The organism is Rhizobacter sp. LjRoot28 (assembly GCF_964253025.1).
Taxonomy (GTDB): Bacteria; Pseudomonadota; Gammaproteobacteria; order Burkholderiales; family Burkholderiaceae_C; genus Rhizobacter.
On sequence record NZ_CAXUQC020000001.1, the window covers coordinates 4,495,817 to 4,516,778 of the forward strand.

Consider the following 20,962-nt stretch of genomic DNA (forward strand, 5'->3'; position numbering starts at 1 on the left):
GTGGGCTGTCGGTGCAGGAACCCGTCAGTCTAGGCAAGGGGCCGGACCGGGCCAATGCCGAATCGCTGGAATGTCTGTTCGGAATACTTAACAATCGATGCGATGAAGACCAAGAAGATCGAGGCCCTGTGGGCGCACGTGCACACGCTCGGCGTGTTGGCGAGCCTCGGCAGTTTCACGGCGACGGCGGAGCGGCTGGGCCTGAGCAAGGCGGCGGTGAGTCAGCGGGTGGGGGAGCTGGAGCAGGCGGCGGGCGTCGCGCTCGTGCGCCGCACCACCCGCAGCGTGCGCCTCACGGAGGCCGGGCAGCAGCTGGTGGAGGCCACCCGCGACGCCTATGCCGGCATCGAGCGCAGCTTCTCGGGCGTGCGTGACCTGGCCGATGCCCCGCGTGGCGTGCTGCGGGTGACGGCGCCCGTGGCCCTCGGGCGCCAGCAGATCGTGCCGCTGATGCCGGCCTTCCTGAAGCAGTTCCCGGAGGTGCGCATCGAGCTCGACCTCTCGGACCGCCTCGTCTCGCTGACCCAGGAGGGGTTCGACCTCGCCATCCGCCATGTGGCCACCGTCCCCGACACGCACGTGGCCTGGACGCTCTGCGCGACCCGCTCGCTGCTCGTCGCGACCCGTGCCTACCTGCGGCGGCGCGGCACGCCGCGCAGGCCGGAGGACCTCGCAAGCCATGACTGCCTGCACTACCTGCGCGCCACCGACACGCCGAGCTGGAGCTTCGAGCCGCTCAAGGGCCGGGCCGGCCGCACCAGCGTGGCGGTGCGAGGGCCGTTCGCGGCCAACAACAGCGAAGCGCTGCGCGAGATGGCGCTGGCGGGTGCGGGCATCGCGCTGCTGCCCGACTTCAGCGCGCAGCGCGATCTGCAGGCGGGCCGCCTGGTGCCGGTGCTGCCCGGCTGGCGTGCGGTGGGCGCCTTCGGCGACCACCTGCATGCCATCCGGCCCTACAGCCCGCATGTGCCGCGCACGGTGCAGGCGCTGGTGGCCTACCTTCGCGAGGCGCTGCGCGACGGCTTCGCCGCGGCGCCTCCGGCTTGAAGCCGCCCTTGGCACAATGGCGGGTTCAGCGATTCCCGGCACCCTCGCCATGAGCTCCTACAGCGTCAAGGAAGTCTTCTACACCCTGCAGGGCGAAGGTGCACAGGCGGGTCGGCCGGCAGTGTTCTGCCGCTTTGCCGGCTGCAACCTCTGGAGCGGCCGCGAGGCGGACCGAGCCAGCGCCGTGTGCCGCTTCTGCGATACCGACTTCGTCGGAACGGATGGCGCGGGTGGCGGCAAGTTTGCGGAGGCCGCGGCATTGGCCGCCCACGTGGCCTCGTTCTGGCCGGATGCCGCGAAGGCGCATCGCTTTGTCGTGCTGACCGGCGGCGAGCCCCTGCTGCAGGTCGACCCGGCCTTGCTCGACGCCCTGCATGCCGAAGGCTTCACGGTGGCGATGGAGACCAACGGCTCGCTGGCGGCGCTGCCCGGCATCGACTGGTTGTGCGTCAGCCCGAAGGCCGGCGCGCCCTGGGTGCAGCGACAGGGCGACGAGCTCAAGGTCGTGTGGCCGCAGGAGGGCCTCGACCTCGCTGCGCTGGAGGCCGCCCCGTTCTCGCACCGCTACCTGCAGCCGATGGACGGCCCTGCGCGCGAGGAGAACACGGCCACCTGCATTGCCCAATGCCTGTCGCGGCCGGCGTGGAAGCTCAGCCTGCAAACCCACAAGATCACCGGCATCCGATGAGCTTCGAGATTGCCCAGCGCTTCTTCTTCGAAGCCGCCCACACGCTCGACCGCACCGTCACCGAAGAGGCCGAGGGCAGCCGCCGCATCCATGGCCACACCTACCAGGCCGAGGTGGCCGTGGTCGGCGAGCCCGATGCAGTCACCGGCATGGTGGTGGACCTGGCCCACCTGCGGGCGGCCATCGCCGTCGTCCGGGATGCACTGGACCACCGGCTGCTCGACGAGGTGCCCGGCCTCGGCGCGGCCACGCTGGAGAACCTGTGCCGCTTCATCGCACGTGCCATGGGAAGCGTCTCGCCCCCGGTGTGCCGCGTGAAGGTCTCGCGCGAGGCCAGCGGCGACAGCTGCACCTTTCATCCGCCGCCCCCGTCCTGAACCGGCGGGGAACGTCCTTTGCCCTTCGGGGGCCTCACCCCAGGAGGCTTCCCATGTCGATCGAGATCCGCCGCGGCCAGGCCCCCGAGCCGCACAGCCGCGAGGTGTTTCGCGAGCGCTTCATGCAGGCCTTCTTCGACCCGGCGTTCGCGCCGGAACAGGCGGCCATCGACCGCCTGGAGGCCATTGCCTGGCAGGCCTACACCGAGGGCCGCAAGGCGCCGCGCACCGAGAAGGCGGGGCCCGGCTTCGCCGACCCGGACTACGACCTCTCCATCGAATGGGCCGAGACCCATCGGCGCCTGAAGGCGGCGCAGGCCCGGTGGCACGAGCCGGGCGGGCCGAGCCGGGTGCTGCTGGTGGCGGGTGGGTCGCGCAACGACGGGACTTGCCCGGGCGAGATGTCGAAGACATACCGGCTGACCCGGCTTGCGCGGTTGGCGTTCGAGGCCGAGGGCATCGAGACCGACCTGCTCGACCTCAGCTGGCTCACGTCCGACTACGGCCGCCACATCCACCCCTGCAAGGGTTGCGTGTCCACCGCGATGCCGCTGTGCCACTGGCCCTGCAGCTGCTACCCGAACCATGCGCTGAGCCAGACCGGCGACTGGATGAACGAGATCTACGAACGCTGGGTGCAGGCGCACGGCGTGCTGCTGCTGACGCCGGTCTACTGGTACCAGGCGGCCAGCCCGCTCAAGCTCATGATCGATCGCCTGGTGTGCGCCGACGGCGGCAACCCGGACCCGACCAGCACCGGCGGCAAGAAGGCCGACCGGGCCAAGGCGATCGAACTGGCGGGTTGGTCCTACCCGAAGCACCTGGCCGGGCGCGCCTACGGGGTCGTCGTGCACGGCGACGTGGCCGGCATCGAAGGAGTGCGGCGAGCGCTGTCCGACTGGCTCGAATGGATGGGCTTGATCGACGCCGGTGCGTTGAGCCGGCTCGACCGCTTCATCGGCTACTACGAGCCGTATGCCACGAGCCACGACACCCTGGACCGGGACACGGCTGTCCAGGAGGAGGTGCGTAACGCGGCCAGGTCGGTGGCGCAGGCGGTGAAGGCGATCCGCTTCGGTCACCACGCCGAGCCCGGTTCAGGGCTGGTGAGGCCGCGCCCCAAGTAGTGCGCCGCGCGCGCCTCGCCAGCGGACGTCCGCCCGGCGTCGCACGAAGTGGCTGGCCGCCAATCCGGAGGCGAGGCCCATCGCCATGCCGACCAGCAGGGCAGAGGCGGGTGGCAGCCCTGTCGCAAACACCAGTGCCGGCGTGAGAAGGGCCGAGGCCGACATGCCCGCCGTCATGGCGAACGCGCACATCACGCGCTGCATGCGCGGCGCATGAGGCAGCGGAATCACGAGCGCTGCGGCCAGCATCAGTCCGTGAGACGCCGGCATCGTCGTCCAGTGCCGGAGCATCGAGCGCCATGGCGACGCCGGATCGGCACACCAGGCGGCCAGCACCTCGAGCGGAACCTCGCGGGTGTCGAACGCGAGGCCGGCCGCCATGGCGGCCAGGCACAGCAGCGCAGGCGACGCGGCCACCTCGGCGCCTACACCGCGCAGCAGGTCTGCGTGTCGCCCGCCGCGGGCTTGTCGGCCGGCGCGTCGTCGTAGGCGTCGTGCCGGCGCATCCAGTCGAGCATCGCGCCATCCTCGCCGGTTTCATTGCGCCCGAGCGGCATCATGTCGAGCACCGCATATGCGCCCAACAGCGCCTCGCCGCCCCGCGCATACGAGGAGTACGTGTGGAAGACCTGGCCCTGTTCGTCCCGGTAGAAGGTGCTGATGCCGTGGGCGTCCTCGCCCCAGGGCGCGATGTCGGTGTAGTTGTAGTTGACCTGCCCCGAGGCGACCTCCTCCGGCGTGAACGACACGTGAAAGTCGTGGTTGAAGCGGCTGCCCTGCGACGATACCCAGGGCAGCTGCCAGCCCATGCGCCGCTGGTAGCGCTGGATCTCGACAAGCGGCGCGCGCGACACCATCACGACGCTCACGTCATGGTGTTCGAGGTGGACCACCGAGGGTGCCAGGTGGTCCGCGAGGAACGAGCAGCCGGCGCAGCCTTCGGCATCCCCCGGCGCCATCATGAAGTGGTAGACGAAGAGCTGGCTGCGCGGGCCGAACAGTTCCGCCAGCGTCTTCGTGCCGGACGGCGTGTCGAAGCGATAGGCCTCGTCGATGCGGACCCAGGGCAACGCGCGCCGCTCCTCGCTGAGGCGGTCGCGCATGCGGGTGTACTCCTTCTCGTGGGCGAGGTGGCGCTTGCGGGCGACGAGCCATTCCTCTCGCGAGACGACCGGGTGCGTCGCCAGATCGGCGGGGGTGAGGCGGCGGGGCGCTGTGCTCATGGCTTCTCCTTCCGTGGACGTTCCGATAAACCGACCAGTTAAGTGTTGGTCGGTTCAGCGTTGGTGTCAACGGGGCCGGCATGACCTTGCCGGCAGCGCGGGCGGCGCATGGGGCCCGCATGCGGTAACAGCAGCAGCGGCAGCGGCTTGTTCAGTCCGGCACGGCGTAGTCGCGCTCGCTCATGCGGTCGATGCCGCAGTCGAGGGTCTGCACCCACTCGATGAACTCGCCGACGGCCGCGCCTGCAAGCGGTGCGCCGTGCTGCGGCACGATCATGTCGATCGGCAGCTTGCGAACCATGCGGGCCCACAGCCGCAGGATCTTGCGGCTCACCATGTAGCGGCGGTGGAAGGCTTCCATGCGCGGGATGTGGGCCGGGAGGGAGGTGATGAACGTCTCGGGCTCGCCGCCGAGCGACACGCCGAGGTCACCCGAGAACAGGATGCGGCTCACCGGGTCCCAGAACTGGAAGTTGCCCTCGGCATGCATGAAGTGGGCAGGCAGGGCGACCAGGTCGCTGCGCCCGACGCGGATGCGCATGCCGGCGTCGGGAATGCCGACGATGCGGCCCTCGGTCTTGCCCGGCTTGCAGAAGTGCGGCGCGAAGCGCGCCCACAGCGTGCTGATGTAGAGCGGCGCGCTGGTGGACGTCATCCAGCGGTCGAGCGAGGCGATGATGTCCGGGTCGGCGTGCGACGCCAGGATGCAGGACAGCCGCTGCGGCGAGATGTGCCGCGACATCGCCACATGCAGTTCGTTGTAGGCCAGGTTGCCACCCGGATCGATGATGGCGCCGGTGTCACCGTCGACGATGAGGAACTGGTTGGCCTGGACGATGTCGTCGCCATGGCCGCTGAGGTCGGAGAACATCAGGCAGCGGTGGCCGCCCTGTGAATAGAGTTCGACAGGCATGGAATGGCGCGGGCCCGCTTTCGCGGGCCTCGGAGGGGTGGACCGGTGCAGGGACGACCCCGCTCGGAAGGGGTCGGATCGATCGCGGCGCGCGGTGCGTCGTCGCGATCGGTGCGAAGGCTCAGAAACGGCGGCCGATGCCCAGGCCGATCAGCCACGGGTCCACGCGGAACTCGCCCACCTTCGTGCCGAACGACGAGACGTCCGTGCGGATCTGCACCTTCTTCACGTCGAAGTTGACGTAGAGGTTCTTCGACACCTCGTAGTCCATGCCGGCCTGCAGGGCGAAGCCCCAGCTGTTCTTGTCCACCGACGGTTGCAGGGCGGCGGCCACGGCCGGGTTGAAGTTCACGTTGGAGAACCGCGTGTAGTTCACGCCGGCGCCGACGTAGGGCTTGAAGGCCCCGAAGTCCGTGAAGTGGTACTGGGCCGTGAGGGTCGGCGGGAGGTGCTTGAGCGTGCCGATCTCCACGCCGTTCGAGCGGATCTTCTGCTTCTGCGGGTAGGTCAGGATCAGCTCGACCGCGAACTGCGGCGTCACGAAGTACGAGAAGTCGATCTCGGGCAGGACCTTGTCGTTGATCGACAGGCCGAGGCCGGTGGAATCCTTGTTGGCGCTGTCGAGGTTGACGGCGCGAACGCGCACGAGCCAGGGCGAGTCGACCGCCTGCGCCTGAACGGCGAACGGGGCCGCGAGGGCGAGCAGCAGCGTGCTGCGGGTGAGGAGCGTCGAGGAGCGGGTCATGATTAATCCTAAAAATCGAAAGGCTTATTCGGCATAGGGATTTCACGCCGATCGGGCGCGCTTTGCGTTGCGGTGCGTCAAACAACCCGCCTGCCCGTCGAACCCGGGCTTGGCAATCGGGGCTCGCCCGGGGCCGTTTTGCCGTCCACGCCGGCACACGGTCGCCATGAGGCTTGCTTTGCGCGTCCGGCACCGGCGCCCGCGTCACCCTCACCAAGGGGGGCGCCGCGGCCCGTGGGCGCCACTAGACTCCGGGGCTCGGTGGCTGACGTCCGCACCGGTCTCCAAGGAATGCCATGCTGGATCAACTGAACGAGCTGATCTCCACCCGTCGCGCCGCCTTCGAAACGCGGCATCCCGGCGTGCTGGCCCGCGCACCTTTGGAACGCGCGCTGCGCCTGGCCGACGATGGCGCCGCTGGCCTGTCGCGCCCCTCGTATTCGCACGTGAACCCGGAGCTCGCCAGCCTGCTGACCGACCTGGGAGGGCGAGGCTCGCCGGCGTCGAGCGCCTATCACCAGCTGCTGCTGCTCGCCTTGATTCAGGCGCGTGCGCCCGCGGTGGCGTCGTCGTCTTCGCTCACGGACACCGTCAAGGGCTGGTACGTCAAGAACTACACCCGCATCCTCGACGAGGCGGCCGCACAAAGGCCTCTGCCGGAGTTCTATCACCACAGCGTCGATGCCTACCTCAAGGATCTCGGCGTCTGCAGCGGTCGCATCATCCCGGCCGGTGTGCAGAAGCTGAACCGCTATGACATGCCGGTGCGCGGCCTGCGCCGCGAGCGGCTGGGCCGCATCCTCACCGGCCTCTGGTGCGTGGCCAGGATGGGAGGTACCGGCCCGGTGTTCGACATGCACACCGATTCCCACGATGCCGACCTGATGGCCGAGTTCACGCCCGAAGGCTGGCGCCGCTTCTACCTCACCGTGGCCGGGCTGATGGAGCGCCAACCCGACGTGCGCGGTCTCTTCGGCATCGGCTGGTTCTTCGATCCGCAGCTCGCAGAGGTGAGCCCGCGGCTGGACTACCTGCGGGAGCTGGTCGCGGAGTCCGGCGGGCACCTGTTCAACATGGGTGCCAATGAGGGGGCACGGGAAAGCGCGCTCGCCACCTCGCCGACCCGACGCGCGCTGCACGAAGCCGGGCGCTACGAGCCCACCAACTACATGGCGCTGTGGGACCGCCATGCGCTGCTGCAATGGGCGAGCCGCGTCAACGCCCTCGACCTCCACGCACAGAAGCACTGAGCCCATGTCCATCGTCAAGAAAATCGCCATGCTGGCGTCCGTCAGCGCGTCCTGGTATCTGCACCGGCGGCGCCAGTCCGCGCGGCGCACACCCGGCACCGTGCATGTGCTCTTCTGCATGTGTGACCACTACGAGCCGGGCACCGGGAAGGCGAGCGTCGAACTCGGGCACCAGCGCGTCGACGACCTGCTCCGCGAGTACCCGCGCATTGCCGACGCCCACCGCGACAGCCGCGGGACCAAACCCCGGCGCACCTGGTTCTATCCGCCGCATTACCACGACCACGGCTGGCTCAAGCGCCTCGTCTCGCTGTGCGAGGCCGGCTACGGCGAAGTCGAGCTCCACCTGCACCATGGCAAGCAGAACCCCGACACGTCGGCGAATCTGCGGGCCACCCTGCAGCGATGCGTCGAGGAGTACGCCCTGTTCGGCATCTTCGGCACCGTCGAAGGGCGGCGCCAGTACGGCTTCATCCACGGCGACTGGGCCCTGGACAACTCGCGGGGCGGCCAGTACTGCGGCGTCAACGACGAGATCAGCATCCTGCGCGAAACCGGCTGCTATGCCGACTTCACGTTCCCCTGCTACAACGACGCGCGCCCGCGCCAGATCAACTCCATCTACTACGCGAGCGACGACCCCGCGCGGCCCAAGTCCCATGACACCGGCGAGCCGGTGTGCGTCGGCGGACACCGGCACGACCGCTCGCCACGCGACCTGATGATCGTCAACGGGCCCTTCCATCCCTTCAAGCGGGACGGCAAGCTGCGCATCTTCGGGGACGCCCTCGACAACGAGCAACCGGTCACGACCCGGCGCGTCGAGCAGTGGGTCGAGACCGGCATCGCCATCGAGGGCAAGGAGAACTGGATCATCGTCAAGACGCACACGCATGGCGCCTCCGATGGCGAGGTGGCCCTGGGCCCCGACATGGAGGTGATGTTCTCTCACCTCGAGGCGATGTACCGGGACCGCCCGGGGTACGCCTTGCACTACGTGACGGCGCGCGAGCTGTACAACGTGATCTCCGCCGCCGAGGCCGGCGAGCCGGGCGAGGACCCGTCGGCGTACAAGGACTATCGCGTCCAGCCGCCGCGGTACGACTCCTCGCCGGAGGTGATGGCCGCGTCGCCGGAGTTGAAAGCCATGGTGGCCCATTCCTACCGCGGCTGAAACGCCGCGCGGGCCTGTGGCCGCCTTCGCCTGCGTGGCGACTTGCCTGGTCAACCCGGCAACGCAGCGGCGGGGCCGCTGAGGTCGGTGAGCTGCACGCCGCTGAGCTGCAGACGCTGGGCTTCGGTGGCGAGCCACACCAGCCGCCGGGCCGCTTCGGCCACCGGCTGACCTTCCGGCCGCACGTTCGAGATGCAGTTGCGCTCCGCGTCGACCCGTCCGCGCCGCGGCGCCCATGTCAGGTAGATGCCGAGGCTGTCAGGCGAACTGAGCCCGGGTCGCTCGCCGATCAGGACGACCGCGAGCGCTGCGCCCAACAGTTCGCCGACCGGGTCGCCGAGCGCCACCCGGGCCTGCTCGGCCACCACCACCGGGGCCCCGGCCCAGGCCGGCGGGCCGATCCGGCGCGCAGCCTCCAGCAGCGGCAAGGCATGGCGACTGGTCGCCAGCGAGGACAGACCGTCTGCCACCACCCACACCACCGGGGGCCGGATCGCTCCGGCCGCGACCTCGGCCAGTCGGGCCGCGGAGGCCTCGTCGAGCCGGCGTCCGAGGTCAGGTCGCAGCAGGTAGGTGGCCCGGTCGGGCGCTGCGCTGTGCACACGGTGCACCGGCCAGCCGGCCGCGGCGATCTGCTCCGCGAGTGTGTCGGCCTCCAGCGGGCGGTGCACGGCGTCGCGCGCCAGCGCATGGTCGCAGCCGAAGGCCAGCACCTCGCGCGTGGGCAGGCTGCTGCCCGCACGGCCCAGGGCCACGCGCGCCGCGGTATGTTCGCGCAGGGCGTGCCACGGATCGAGTGCGATGTCGCGGGGCAGGCTCATCGGTTGATCCTCTCCGCCCCGAGGTGGGCGATCAGCCGATGGGCTTCGTCCACCGGTCTCAGGCGCCCGGTCGCGTCGGCGATGTCCATGCGCTCCAGCCATGCCTCGAACTCCGGCGCGCGGCGCAGGCCGAGGAGTTCGCGCAGGTAGAGCGCGTCGTGGAAGGAGGTGCTCTGGTAGTTCAGCATGATGTCGTCGGCGCCGGGCACACCCATCAGGAAGGTGAGCCCGGCATTGGCCAACAAGGTCATCAGCGTGTCCATGTCGTCGCCATCGGCCTCGGCATGGTTGGTGTAGCAGACGTCGCAACCGAGCGGCAGGCCCATCAGCTTGCCGCAGAAGTGATCTTCCAGACCCGCGCGGATGATCTGCTTGCCGTCGTAGAGGTACTCGGGGCCGATGAAGCCGACCACGGTGTTGCACAGCAGCGGCGAGAACGCACGCGCCACGGCTTGCGCCCGGGCCTCGCAGGTCTGCTGGTCCACACCGTGATGGGCGTTGGCCGACAGCGCCGACCCCTGGCCCGTCTCGAAGTACATGACGTTCGCCGTGGCCGGGTCGCCCACCGTCGCGCGGCGCAGCGACAGGGCGGCTTGCTGCGCCTCGGCCAGCAGCGCGAGGTCGATGCCGAAGCTCGCGTTGGCCTGCTGCGTGCCGGCCACCGACTGGAACACCAGGTCGACGGGCGCCCCCTGGTCGATGGCGCGCACGGCCTGCGTCACGTGCGTCAGCACGCAGGACTGCGTCGGAATGTCGAAGCGACCGATGACGTCGGCCAGCAGTTGCCACAGGCCGATGAGCGCGGGCAGGTTGTCGGTGGCCGGATTGACGCCGATCACGGCATCACCCGCACCGTACAGCAGGCCGTCGAGGGTGGAGACGGCGATGCCGCGCAGGTCGTCGGTGGGGTGATTGGGCTGCAGGCGGACCGACAGCCGGCCGGGCAGGCCGAGCGTGTTGCGAAACCGCGTTACGACGCGGCACTTGTGGGCGACGAGGATCAGGTCCTGGTTGCGCATCAGCTTCGACACTGCCGCCGCCATCTCGGGCGTGATGCCGGCGTGCAGGGCAGACAGCGCCTCCGGCGTCGCTGCATCGGACAGCAGCCAGTCGCGAAAGCCGCCGACGGTCAGGGCGGACACCGGGGCGAAGGCGGAGGCGTCGTGGCTGTCGATGATGAGTCGCGTCACCTCGTCGGACTCATAGGGGACGAGAGCCTCGTCGAGAAAGCGCTGCAGCGGCACGTCGGCCAGGCAGAGCCGGGCGGCCATGCGCTCGGCCGCGCTGCCGGCGGCAATGCCTGCCAGCACGTCACCCGATCGCAGCGGGGTGGCGCGCGCCAACACCCCCTTCAGGTCGTCGAACTGCCACGACTCGTGGCCGACACGTGCCCGGTAGGCCATGGGATCAGGTGCGCAGGGCGGCCAGCGCGGCGGCGGCCTCCCGCCGTCCTTGGCCCCCGCGCATGAAGACCAGCCAGGCCAGCGCCATCAGGCCGGCGAACACCGCGGCGATCAGCGTGTTGGACACCACCATGGCCACCAGGCAGACGATCGCCAGCACCAGCGCGACGGCAGGGCACAGCGGGTAGCCGATCGCGGGGAAGGGACGCTCGAGCTGCGGCTCCCGGCGGCGCAGGGCGAAGAGGCTCAGCATCGACATGATGTACATCACGATGGCGCCGAACACCGCCATCGTGACGATATTGGCGGTGAGGGTCTGCCCGCCGAAGGAGAACACCTCGTCGCTGAAGATGGCCGCGATGCCGATGACACCACCGGCCAGCACGGCCCGGTGGGGCGTGCCGAAGCGGGGGTGGATGGCCGCGAGCCAGCCGGGCAGGTACGCCGCCCGGGACAGCGCGAAGATCTGCCGTGAGTAGCCGAGGATGATGCCGTGGAACGAGGCGACCAGGCCGAAGAGCCCGATCCATACCAGCATGTGCAGCCAGCCGCTGTTCTCGCCGACCACCCCCTTCATGGCCTGGGGCAGCGGATCGTTGATGTTGGCCAGCTGCCGCCAGTCGCCCACCCCGCCTGCGAACAGCATCACCCCGAGGGCCAGCGCCACGAGCGTGAGAATGCCCGCGATGTAGGCGATGGGGATGGTGCGCCGTGGGTCCCGCGCCTCCTCCGCGGCCATGGCCACGCCCTCGATGGCGAGGAAGAACCAGATCGCGAAGGGAATCGCGGCGAACATGCCGGCCCAGGCGGCGCTGCTGAACCCGTCCTGGCCGGCCCAGCCATGGGCGACGAAGTTGGCCATCGAGAAGGCGGGCGCCACCACGCCCATGAAGACCAGCAGTTCGAAGATGGCCAGCACGGTGACGATCAGCTCGAAGGTGGCGGCCGTTCGCACGCCGACGATGTTGAGGGCCATGAAGATGACGTACGCCCCGACGGCCATGGCCTTCGGATGGACGGCGGGAAACTGCACCTGCAGGTAGGCGCCGATGGCCATGGCGATGGCCGGCGGCGCGAAGACGAATTCGACGAGGGTGGCGAAGCCCGCGATGAAACCGCCCGTGGGGCCGAACGCCCGGCTGGCATAGGCAAAGGGTCCGCCGGCGTTGGGAATGGCCGTCGTGAGTTCGGTGAAGCTGAAGATGAAGGTGGTGTACATCACCGCGACGACCGAGGCGGTGACCAGGAAGCCGAGCGTGCCGGCCGAGTTCCAGCCGTAGCTCCAGCCGAAGTACTCGCCGGAGATGACGAGGCCGACGGCCAGGCCCCACAGGTGCCACGCATTGAGCGCGGGTTTCAGATGGCCTGGTGTCATGGAGCACCTCCGGTTCGCGAGCGGGTTGACGGGCAACTGCAAGGACGGGCCGAAGTGGCAAGTTCCATGCCGCGCGCCGTGCCCCAGATCGGTTCGCCGGGCGTTGGCTGACTAGAATCCCCCGACCTTTCTCTCGACGAGGCGGTCGCACGCCCGCGCAGCCCATGGACCTCCATCACCTGCAGGCGCAGTTGCGCGACTTCGCTGCCGAGCGGCACTGGCAGCCGTTCCACACGCCCAAGAACCTCGCCATGGCCCTCATGGTCGAGGCGGCCGAACTGGCCGAGGTGTTCCAGTGGATGACCCCCGAGCAATCGGTTGCGGCGAGCGATGATCCGGCAACGCGTGAGCGCATCGCCGACGAGGTGGCCGACGTGCTGATGTACCTGGTCCAGCTGGCCGATCACGCGGGCATCGACATTGAGGCCGCGGTGGCCGCGAAGCGGCTGCGCAACGCGCGCAAGCACCCCGCGCCCTGAGGCAGCGGGCTGGCGCTCGGGTCGACCCATGTTGGAGCGACAAGCTCGCATGGGCAGTGACCTGGCCGGGGTCGCAATTCCGGCGTTGCCGCAGCGGCTGCCCTCTCGGTGGCAGTGCGCCCGGGTATGACGATTGCCGAATGGGGCCGTGGCCGCGGCAATGGGTGTCGCAGCCTCCCTCACATGAACAACGTCATCGACCACCTCCAGCTTCGCGCCAACGGCCTCGAGTTCCATGCCTCTGCAGCCGGGCCCGATGACGGCCCGCTGGTGCTGCTGCTGCATGGCTTTCCGGAGTCGAGCGCGGCTTGGCGCCATCAGATGGCGCCGCTTGCCGAGGCCGGCTTGCGGGTCGTCGCACCCGACCAGCGCGGCTACGGGCAGACGAGCAAGCCAACGGGCCGGAGCGCCTACCGGATCGACGCCCTGGCCGACGACGTCGAGGATCTGGCTCGCGCCCTCGGGGCCGATCGCTACGCGGTGGTTGGCCACGATTGGGGTGGTCTGGTGGCGTGGCATCTCGCCTCGCGTGGCGCGGAGGGACTGGAACGGATGGCCATCCTCAACGCACCGCATCCGGCGACGATGGGCAGTCACACGGTGACCAACCCGGGGCAGCTCTTCAAGAGCTGGTATGTCGGGTTCTTTCAGCTGCCCGCGCTTCCCGAACTGGCGCTGGCCGCCAATGACTTCATGTGGCTGCGCAACGCCCTCGTCACGACCAGTCGGGCGGGCGCCATCGGCGACGATCTCCTGCGCACGTACCGCGAGGACTGGGCTCGCGCCGGCGCCCTGACGAGCATGCTCAACTGGTACCGGGCATTGCCGTTCAATGGGGTTGCGCATGGGCGCATCCAGGTGCCGGTGCAGATCATCTGGGGCCGCCGGGATGCATTTCTCGATGCGGCGCTCGCCGAACGTGCCGCCGGGATGTGCGACGACGCGCGCGTTCTGCACCTCGACGAGGCGGGCCATTGGTTGCATCACGAGGCGCCCGGCAAGGTCAACGACGCGCTGCTGCGTTTCCTGCGCCCGGGCTGACGAGCCCCCGGCCGCTACGCCACCCTGGGAAAGCGAAATACCGGGTGCTCCGATGGCAGCACCGTGCGTGCCAGCGAGGCGGCCAGGGGCATGCCGCCATGGTGGTTCGTCAGCACGACGAAGCCGTCCTTCGAGGTGGTCGATGCCATGGCGAACGCCCGGAATCCCGGGTTGTTTCCCCACTGCCAGAGGTTCGGGCCATCCGGCGCGCGCTCGATGCCCCAACCCAGTCCCCATGCCAGGCCGAGCGCGGCCTCCACCGGCGCGGGCTTGTCGACGATCCAGGCGAGCAAGCGGTCATCGGAGAGCACGGCCGCCATGAAACGCGCGTAGTCGGCCGCGGTGGTGTACAGCGAGGCTGCGGCCACGGCGTACCGGAACCGGGCGCGTCGCCGCAGGCCGAAGCCCAGGTCTCCCGCCGTTGCGCGGCCTTCGTAGTCGCTCCGCCATACCAGGCTGGAGTCGGCCATGCCCAGCGGTCGAAACACCTGCTCGTCCAGCCATGCGGAGATCTCCATGCCGGCGACCGCTTCCACGACGGCCTGCAGCAGCATGAAGCCCTCCCCGGAGTAGCTCCAGCGCTGGCCGGGCTCGAACGCCAGGGTCAGCGGTCCGTTCGACCAGTTCGGAAGCCCCGAGGTGTGGTTCAGCAACTGTCGGGCGGAGATGCGGCTCAGGGTGCGGACCGAGACCAGGTCATGGGCATCAGTGGCCGATCGGTCCCACACCGGGTGGAAGTGCCGGTAGCCGTCCGGCAGGTGCGTGGACACCGGCGCGTCGAGGTCCAGGCGCCCCGCCATGGCCAGCCGCAGCGCGGCGAAGGCCACCACCGGCTTGGTCAGGGAGGCGGCCTGGTAGATCGTCCCGAAGTCCGGCTCACCGCCGCATCCGGTGACGGCGACCGGCGGGCGTGGCACGCCTTGGCGCAGCACCGCGTAGGCCGCCGCGCACACGCCGAGGTCGTGGGCCAGGCCATCGACCGGGCGCTCCGCGAGCCGGGCCATGTCCTTGGCGCAGGCCGTGAGCACCGGGAGCATCGCCCCTGCGAGAAGGATGTTCCGACGAAGCAGCGGCATGGTCCTTGGAATTGTTCGAGTCTTGACGCGCGAGTGTGACCGCTTCCGGCAAGGCGTACCCGAGGTCCCGGTCGGGTGACAACGCCCCGGGCTGCGTGCGACAGGGCGTCGTTTGAATCCCGCGCCATGGGGCACCAAGTCAAGGCTCGCGTCCCGTCCCGCGGTTGGCGATACTTGACCGATCAAGTCTTCGTCGAGGCTCCGCATGACCTTGTCCTTCATCTCCTTGCATCGGATGCTGGCGCCCCTGGCGCTGCTGGCTTTTGTCGCCGGCACTCACGCCGAGGAGGCGGCGTCTGCGCCACCCGCCACGACCGTCGCTCGGGTCGCCCTCCCTGACGGCGACGCCTGGCTGCGGCATGCGAGCCGTGACCTGCTGCCCTATTGGCGCGAGCCCGCGGCCCAGGGCCGGTCGCCGGGCCGATTCCCAACGTTCCGTTGCGACGATGGCCGTGCGTTCGAGCCGGCCCGCCCGTGCGACGAACTCGCGCAGGGTCCCGCCTGGATCCGCCCGGAACTCGGCCGCCAGTACGTCCGCATGCAGGCGCGCCAGACCTTCGCCTATGCGGTGGGCTTCCATCTCACCGGCGACCCCGCGTTGCTGGCGCTGGCCGCGGCCGGTGCCCGCGACATCCGCGAGCGCGCCCTCGATCCGGCCAGCGGCAGTGCCGCCACCTTCCACGACGCCGAGGGCCGGCCCCAGCCCCCGGTCGGGCAGCGCACCACCCAGGACCTGGCCTATGCGGGCCTGGGTCTGGCCGCCTACTGGCACCTGACGCGCGACCCGGTCACCTTGGAGGCGCTCGACCGCTTGCATCGCCATGTGATGTCGCACGTCGATGCACAGCGCGGGGAGCTGCGCTGGACCCTCTCAGGGTCGGAGGCCGACCGCCGCGAACTGGTCGCCCAACTCGACCCGCTCAATGCGTACATGGTGCTGGTCACGCCGCAGCTGTCCGGCGAGCGCGCGGCACGCTGGCGGGCGGACATGGCCCGTCTCGTGGCGGTCATCCGAACGCACTACTGCGTGGGCGACGCGCCTCGCTGCCTGGGCACCATTGCCTCCGGAAGTGACGCTCCCAGCGCGCGCCACAACGACTACGGCCACAGCGGCAAGGCATTCTGGATGGTGCTGCTGGCCGCCCGGCAACTCGGTGATGTGGAGAGCGCGGCCTGGGCCACCAGCCGGGCGCGGGCATTGCTCGCCGAGGCGTTCGATCCGGTGCAGGGCACCTGGGCCTCGCGCTGGACGGCCGACGGCCCGGAGCAGGGCCGCAGCTGGTGGATCCACGCCGAGCTCGACCAGCTCGCCTCCACGCTGGCCCTGGATGAGCCGGCGCCTCGCGCCTGGCTGGCCCGCAGCGGCCCCTACTGGCTGCGCCACTTCGTCGACCGCGAGCGGGGCGAGGTGCACGGCGGCCTGGCGCCGGACGGCACGCCGGGCGGTGGCCCGACGCAGCACCACTGGAAGAACGGCTACCACTCGATGGAGCATGCGCTGCTGGGCTACCTGACGGCCCAGGCGCTGGCCGGCGAACCGGCCACGCTCTACTACGCCATGGACCGCCGCGCGGCGTCCGGGCTGGCGCCGTACCTCCACCCCGGGCGCGTGCTGACGCAGCAGGACCTCGGCACGCAGGCCTTGCCCTTGCTGAAGGTTCGCTTCAGCGTGGGTGCGCCGCCCGCTGCGCGGGCGCACTGAGCCGCCGCAGCGGGCGGCTTACCCGATCAGCGAGGGGCGCTGCAGGCCGCCACGGCGAGCGCCGTCATGTTGACGACGCGCCGCACGGTGGACGACGGCGTCAGCACGTGCACGGGGGCCGCGGCGCCGAGCAGGATCGGCCCCACGGTGACGCCCTGGCCGCCCGTCATCTTCAGCACGTTGAAGAGGATGTTGGCCGCGTCCAGGTTGGGCAACACCAGCACGTTGGCTGCGCCGGTGAGGGTGGAGCCCGGCAGCGCCTTGCGCCGCATGTCCTCGCTCAGCGCCGCGTCGCCGTGGATCTCGCCGTCGGCCTCGACGTCGGGGCAGCGCTGCACGAAGAGGTCACGCGCCTCGCGCATCTTGAGCGCCGAGGCCCGCTTGCTGCTGCCGTACATCGAGTGCGACAGGAAGGCCACCTTGGGCGGCAGGCCGAAGTGCTTCACTTCCTCGACGGCGAGCGCGGCGATGTCCGCCAGCTGGGCGGCATCGGGCTCCTCGTTGACGAAGGTGTCGGCGAGGAAGAGGGTGTACTTGTCGAGCAGCAGCGCGTTCATCGCCGCGAAGGTGCGCGCGCCTTCGCGCAGGCCGATGATGTCGCGCACGTGTTCGAAGTGGGCGTCGTAGCGACCCACCAGTCCGCACAGCATGCCGTCGGCATCCTTGAGGTGCACCATCAGTGCGGCGATCACGGTGTTGGACCGCCGCACGATCGACTTGGCACTCTCCGGCGACACGCCGTTGCGGCCGTTGAGCCGGTGGTAGGCCTCCCAGTACTGCTTGAAGCGCACGTCGTCGCCCGGGTCCACGAGCTCGAAGTCGCGGCCGGCCTGCAGGCGCAGGCCGGCGCGCTCGATGCGCGCGGCGATGATCTCCGGCCGGCCGATGAGGATCGGGCGCACGACCCGCTCGTCGAGCGCGATCTGCACGGCACGCAGCACGCGCTCGTCCTCGCCCTCGGCGTAGACGATGCGCTTGGGCGCCGCGCGGGCCGCCATGAACACCGGCTGCATGATCATGCCGGTGTGGGTCACGAAGCGGGTCAGCGAGTGGCGATAGGCTTCGATGTCGGCGATGGGCCGCGAGGCCACGCCGGAGTCGGCCGCGGCCTGGGCGACCGCCGGCGCGATGCGCAGGATGAGCCGGGCGTCGAAGGGCGTGGGGATGAAGTAGTCCGGCCCGAACCGCAGCTCGCGGCCGTCGTAGGCCGAGGCCACCTCGGCGCTGATCTCCGCCTTGGCCAGTGCGGCGATCTCGCGCACGCAGGCGATCTTCATCTCATCGGTGATGCGGGTGGCGCCGCAGTCGAGTGCGCCGCGGAAGATGTACGGGAAGCACAGGACGTTGTTGACCTGGTTCGGGTAGTCCGAGCGGCCGGTGGCCACGAGGCAGTCCGGGCGGGCGAGCTTGGCCAGCTCCGGACGGATCTCGGGCTCGGGGTTGGCCAGCGCCAGGATCAGCGGCCGCTCGGCCATGGTCTTGACCATCTCGACTGTCATCACGCCGGGCGCGGAGCAACCGAGGAACACGTCGGCGCCGCGCACCACATCGGCCAGGGTGCGGGCGCTGGTCTTCTGCAGGTAGCGCTGCTTGGAGGCGTCGAGCTTGTCTTCCCGCTGGTCCTGGATGACGCCCTTGGAGTCGCACACGAAGACGTTCTCGCGCTTGACGCCGAGGGTGACCATCATGTCGAGGCAGGCGATGGCCGCCGCGCCCGCGCCCGATACCGCCAGCTTCACCTCGCCGATCTGCTTGCCCACGAGTTCCAGGCCGTTGATCAGCGCCGCGCTCGAGATGATGGCGGTGCCGTGCTGGTCGTCGTGAAAGACCGGAATCTTCATGCGCTCGCGCAGCTGGCGCTCGATGTAGAAACACTCGGGCGCCTTGATGTCCTCGAGGTTCACCCCGCCGAGGGTGGGCTCCAGCGACGCGATGATCTCCACCAGCTTGTCAGGGTCGCGTTCGGCGAGCTCGATGTCGAACACGTCGATGCCGGCGAAGTTGCGGAACAGGCAGCCCTTGCCCTCCATCACCGGCTTGCCCGCCAGGGGCCCGATGTCGCCCAGGCCGAGCACGGCCGTGCCGTTGGTGACCACGCCGACGAGGTTGGCCCGGGAGGTGTACTCCGCGGCGAGCGATGGATCCTTCTCGATGGCCAGGCAGGCGTAGGCCACGCCGGGCGAGTAGGCGAGCGACAGGTCGCGCTGGTTCGACAGCGGCTTGGTCGGCATCACGGCGATCTTGCCGCGCACGGGGCTGCGGTGGTACTCGAGCGCGGCGTCGCGCAGTTCGGCTTCGGCGGGGGACAGGTCGGGGCTGCCGCCCTTGTTGGCATCGGACATCGGGTCTCTCCAGGGGAGCGCGTGGCGCAGGAACGCACGCGACGGAAACGGAAGATCGTCAAGCGCGGTGCCGGAGGGTGTGGGCAAGGCCGCGACGCGAGCGGGCTGTCTTGGGTCACAAGGACAACCGGGGCGTCGGGATGGCGCGTGGTGGGGCATCGATTCTGTCACTACCTCGGGTCTGCCGTCACCTGCCGCGTGTGTCCCCGTGAAACACGTCGGGGCTCACACGGCCGTCACGCGGGCACCCGTCATGGGGTAGAGTGCCCGCTCGCCCTCCTGCCACTCGACGTCCCGCGCCTTGCCGGCCCGACCGGCCGCCTCAACCGACACCGATGACCCGCCGCGCGTTCACCCTCTCGCTGAACCCGGCGATCGACCGCACGCTGTGGATCGACACGCTGCATCCAGGCGAGCCGCACCTGGCGACGGCCGAGCACGTCCAGGCCGGCGGCAAGGGCTTCAACGTCGCGGCCGGACTGGCAAGCCTCGGCGTGGACGTCACCGCCTGCGGCTGGCTGGGGCAGGCCAACGCCACCCGCTACGAGGCCGACCTGGCCGCGCGCGGCATTCGCGACCGCATGGCGCGGGTGCCGGGTGCCATCCGCGAGAACCTGCAGCTCACCGACACGAGGCGCGGCCAGACCACCTCGGTGGACCTGCCCGGCATTGCCTACGATGCCTCGTCACTCGCCGCGGCGCAGGCAGACCTGCGCGCCGTGCTGGCGCAGGAGGTCCGGTCCGGTGACTGGTGCCTGCTCACCGGCAGCTTGCCACCCGGCGTCGACGCCTCGGCCTGGGCCGGCCTCGCGCTTTTGCTGGGCCGCGCGGGCGCCCGGCTGGTGTTCGACATGGCGGGCGAGGTGTTGTCCGAGGTGCTGCGCCAGGTGGCGGACGAGCCGGGCGCCAGCCCGGTCTTCGTGAAACCGAACCGCACGGAACTCGAGGCGATGGCCGGCCGGCCGCTGCCCGGGCCCGACGACCTGCTGGCTGCGGCGCTCGACCTGCAGCGGCAGGGCGCCGCGCAGGTGCTGGTCTCGCTCGGGGCGGAAGGCGCGCTGGTGCTGTCCGCGGAGGGCGCGTGCCGGCTCGCCGTCCCGCCCGTGCCGGTGTGCACGACCGTTGGCGCAGGCGACGCCGTGGTGGCTGGCACCACCGCCGCCCTCATGGAAGGCATGCCGTTTGCTGACGCGGCGCGGTTCGGCCTCGCGTGCGCGGCCTGGCGCATCCAGCAGCGCACCGCCGACCTGCCCGACCGGGCCGTCCTCGATGGGTTGCTGGCCCGGGTCGGTTCCCCTCACTGGATTTCTCACCGATGAAGCTTTCCCTCAGCAAGACCACCCGCCTGTGCATGTCGCTGTCCGCCCGGCCCGGCAACTTCGGCACGCGCTTCCAGAACCACCTCTACGAAGCCCTCGGTCTGGACTACGTCTACAAGGCCTTCACCACCACCGACCTGCCGGCCGCGGTGGGCGGCATCCGCGCGCTCGGCATCCGTGGTTGCGCCATCTCCATGCCGTTCAAGGAAGCCTGCATCCCGCTGCTCGACGGGCTGGACGCCTCCGCCGACCGCCTGCAATCGGTGAACACCATCGTCAACACGGATGGCGTGCTGCGGGGCTACAACACCGACTACCTCGCCGTGCGCGAACTGCTGGACACGCATGCGGTGCCGCGCGACGCGCGCCTCGTGCTGCGCGGCAGCGGCGGCATGGCCAAGGCCGTGGCCTGTGCCCTGAAGGACGCCGGCTTCGACCGCGGCACGGTGGTCGCCCGCAACGAGCGGACCGGACCGGCCCTGGCGCGAACCTACGGCTACGACTGGAAGCCCGAACTCGGCGAGCTGGAGGGCGACCTGCTGGTGAACGTCACCCCGATCGGCATGGCGGGCGGGCCCGAGGCGAACGACCTGGCCTTCGATGCGGAGCGCATCGCCGCCGCCCACACCGTGTTCGATGTGGTTGCCGTGCCGGTCGAGACGCCGCTCATCCGCGCGGCCCGGGCGGCCGGCAAGCGCGTCATCACCGGCGGTGAGGTCATCGTGCTGCAGGCCGTCGAGCAGTTCGTGCTCTATACCGGCGTGCGGCCCGACCCGGAGTTCATCGAGCGCGCCGCCGAATTCGCCCGTGCCGGCTGAGGGTTCCCCCACCCGGTGACGACGGCCCGCCCGACGGCTTGC

General features: G+C 70.1%; 20 protein-coding genes. 11 read left to right on the top strand and 9 right to left on the bottom strand.

The window, feature by feature from the left end; genetic code table 11:
* Nucleotides 1–102: 102 nt before the first annotated feature.
* The 4 genes from ACSQ2F_RS20625 to ACSQ2F_RS20640 are packed head-to-tail and all read left to right on the top strand — an operon-like array spanning nucleotide 103 to nucleotide 3,239.
* On the top strand, nucleotides 103–1,047 hold the full coding sequence (locus ACSQ2F_RS20625) for a LysR family transcriptional regulator (protein WP_436026112.1): 945 nt from the start codon (nucleotides 103–105) through the stop codon (nucleotides 1,045–1,047).
* 49 nt (nucleotides 1,048–1,096) lie between these two features.
* The gene (gene queE / locus ACSQ2F_RS20630) at nucleotides 1,097–1,735 is read left to right on the top strand and encodes a 7-carboxy-7-deazaguanine synthase (RefSeq protein ID WP_436026113.1); all 639 of its coding nucleotides are present in this window, start codon (nucleotides 1,097–1,099) and stop codon (nucleotides 1,733–1,735) included.
* A complete protein-coding gene (locus ACSQ2F_RS20635; protein WP_436026114.1) occupies nucleotides 1,732–2,112 on the top strand; it encodes a 6-carboxytetrahydropterin synthase in 381 nt (126 codons plus the stop codon). The genes queE and ACSQ2F_RS20635 overlap by 4 nt, the downstream gene beginning before the upstream one ends.
* A gap of 53 nt (nucleotides 2,113–2,165) precedes the next feature.
* Nucleotides 2,166–3,239: a flavodoxin family protein gene (locus ACSQ2F_RS20640; RefSeq protein ID WP_436026115.1), complete on the top strand. Its 1,074-nt coding sequence runs from the start codon at nucleotides 2,166–2,168 to the stop codon at nucleotides 3,237–3,239.
* Here ACSQ2F_RS20640 and ACSQ2F_RS20645 read toward each other — a convergent pair.
* From ACSQ2F_RS20645 to ACSQ2F_RS20660, 4 genes are all read right to left on the bottom strand, one after another.
* Nucleotides 3,210–3,656 (bottom strand): hypothetical protein, encoded by a 447-nt coding sequence (locus ACSQ2F_RS20645; RefSeq protein ID WP_436026116.1) that lies wholly within the window; start codon nucleotides 3,654–3,656, stop codon nucleotides 3,210–3,212. The genes ACSQ2F_RS20640 and ACSQ2F_RS20645 overlap by 30 nt on opposite strands.
* A gap of 8 nt (nucleotides 3,657–3,664) precedes the next feature.
* Nucleotides 3,665–4,426, bottom strand: a complete 762-nt coding sequence (locus tag ACSQ2F_RS20650) for a DUF899 domain-containing protein (RefSeq protein ID WP_436026899.1) — start codon at nucleotides 4,424–4,426, stop codon at nucleotides 3,665–3,667.
* A 187-nt stretch (nucleotides 4,427–4,613) separates the two neighbouring features.
* Entirely contained in the window at nucleotides 4,614–5,375 is a 762-nt protein-coding gene (locus ACSQ2F_RS20655; RefSeq protein ID WP_436026117.1) for an MBL fold metallo-hydrolase, read from the bottom strand.
* Between the two features lie 121 nt (nucleotides 5,376–5,496).
* On the bottom strand, nucleotides 5,497–6,120 hold the full coding sequence (locus ACSQ2F_RS20660) for an OmpW/AlkL family protein (RefSeq protein ID WP_436026118.1): 624 nt from the start codon (nucleotides 6,118–6,120) through the stop codon (nucleotides 5,497–5,499).
* Nucleotides 6,121–6,416: 296 nt separating this feature from the next.
* On the opposite strand from ACSQ2F_RS20660, the gene ACSQ2F_RS20665 reads away from it, so the two are divergent.
* Nucleotides 6,417–7,370 carry a hypothetical protein gene (locus tag ACSQ2F_RS20665; RefSeq protein ID WP_436026119.1) on the top strand — a complete coding sequence of 318 codons (954 nt, stop codon included), beginning with the start codon at nucleotides 6,417–6,419 and terminating at the stop codon, nucleotides 7,368–7,370.
* Nucleotides 7,371–7,374: 4 nt separating this feature from the next.
* Nucleotides 7,375–8,544, top strand: a complete 1,170-nt coding sequence (locus tag ACSQ2F_RS20670; RefSeq protein ID WP_436026120.1) for a hypothetical protein — start codon at nucleotides 7,375–7,377, stop codon at nucleotides 8,542–8,544.
* A gap of 50 nt (nucleotides 8,545–8,594) precedes the next feature.
* Here ACSQ2F_RS20670 and eutC read toward each other — a convergent pair whose 3' ends face one another.
* Genes eutC through eat form a run of 3 tightly spaced genes read right to left on the bottom strand, consistent with a single transcriptional unit; the run spans nucleotide 8,595 to nucleotide 12,143 of the window.
* Nucleotides 8,595–9,365 carry an ethanolamine ammonia-lyase subunit EutC gene (gene eutC / locus ACSQ2F_RS20675; protein ID WP_436026121.1) on the bottom strand — a complete coding sequence of 257 codons (771 nt, stop codon included), beginning with the start codon at nucleotides 9,363–9,365 and terminating at the stop codon, nucleotides 8,595–8,597.
* Nucleotides 9,362–10,768 carry an ethanolamine ammonia-lyase subunit EutB gene (locus ACSQ2F_RS20680; RefSeq protein WP_436026122.1) on the bottom strand — a complete coding sequence of 469 codons (1,407 nt, stop codon included), beginning with the start codon at nucleotides 10,766–10,768 and terminating at the stop codon, nucleotides 9,362–9,364. Before ACSQ2F_RS20680 ends, eutC begins: the two co-directional genes overlap by 4 nt.
* A 4-nt stretch (nucleotides 10,769–10,772) precedes the next feature.
* Nucleotides 10,773–12,143 (bottom strand): ethanolamine permease, encoded by a 1,371-nt coding sequence (gene eat, locus ACSQ2F_RS20685; protein WP_436026123.1) that lies wholly within the window; start codon nucleotides 12,141–12,143, stop codon nucleotides 10,773–10,775.
* A 164-nt stretch (nucleotides 12,144–12,307) separates the two neighbouring features.
* On the opposite strand from eat, the gene ACSQ2F_RS20690 reads away from it, so the two are divergent.
* Both ACSQ2F_RS20690 and ACSQ2F_RS20695 read left to right on the top strand, forming a co-directional pair.
* Nucleotides 12,308–12,622 carry a nucleotide pyrophosphohydrolase gene (locus tag ACSQ2F_RS20690; protein WP_436026124.1) on the top strand — a complete coding sequence of 105 codons (315 nt, stop codon included), beginning with the start codon at nucleotides 12,308–12,310 and terminating at the stop codon, nucleotides 12,620–12,622.
* Between the two features lie 183 nt (nucleotides 12,623–12,805).
* On the top strand, nucleotides 12,806–13,663 hold the full coding sequence (locus ACSQ2F_RS20695; RefSeq protein ID WP_436026125.1) for an alpha/beta fold hydrolase: 858 nt from the start codon (nucleotides 12,806–12,808) through the stop codon (nucleotides 13,661–13,663).
* Between the two features lie 14 nt (nucleotides 13,664–13,677).
* Here the strand turns inward: ACSQ2F_RS20695 and ACSQ2F_RS20700 are convergent, their stop codons facing one another.
* Complete coding sequence (locus ACSQ2F_RS20700; RefSeq protein WP_436026126.1) at nucleotides 13,678–14,739, bottom strand: serine hydrolase domain-containing protein; 1,062 nt, start codon at nucleotides 14,737–14,739, stop codon at nucleotides 13,678–13,680.
* A gap of 205 nt (nucleotides 14,740–14,944) precedes the next feature.
* On the opposite strand from ACSQ2F_RS20700, the gene ACSQ2F_RS20705 reads away from it, so the two are divergent.
* Nucleotides 14,945–16,441: a hypothetical protein gene (locus ACSQ2F_RS20705; RefSeq protein WP_436026127.1), complete on the top strand. Its 1,497-nt coding sequence runs from the start codon at nucleotides 14,945–14,947 to the stop codon at nucleotides 16,439–16,441.
* Nucleotides 16,442–16,467: 26 nt separating this feature from the next.
* Here ACSQ2F_RS20705 and ACSQ2F_RS20710 read toward each other — a convergent pair whose 3' ends face one another.
* The gene (locus ACSQ2F_RS20710; RefSeq protein WP_436026128.1) at nucleotides 16,468–18,783 is read right to left on the bottom strand and encodes an NADP-dependent malic enzyme; all 2,316 of its coding nucleotides are present in this window, start codon (nucleotides 18,781–18,783) and stop codon (nucleotides 16,468–16,470) included.
* A 335-nt stretch (nucleotides 18,784–19,118) separates the two neighbouring features.
* Here ACSQ2F_RS20710 and ACSQ2F_RS20715 point away from each other — a divergent pair, with 335 nt between their 5' ends.
* Both ACSQ2F_RS20715 and ACSQ2F_RS20720 read left to right on the top strand, forming a co-directional pair.
* Entirely contained in the window at nucleotides 19,119–20,102 is a 984-nt protein-coding gene (locus ACSQ2F_RS20715; protein ID WP_436026129.1) for a 1-phosphofructokinase family hexose kinase, read from the top strand.
* Nucleotides 20,099–20,920 (top strand): shikimate 5-dehydrogenase, encoded by an 822-nt coding sequence (locus ACSQ2F_RS20720; protein ID WP_436026130.1) that lies wholly within the window; start codon nucleotides 20,099–20,101, stop codon nucleotides 20,918–20,920. Before ACSQ2F_RS20715 ends, ACSQ2F_RS20720 begins: the two co-directional genes overlap by 4 nt.
* Nucleotides 20,921–20,962 lie beyond the last annotated feature (42 nt).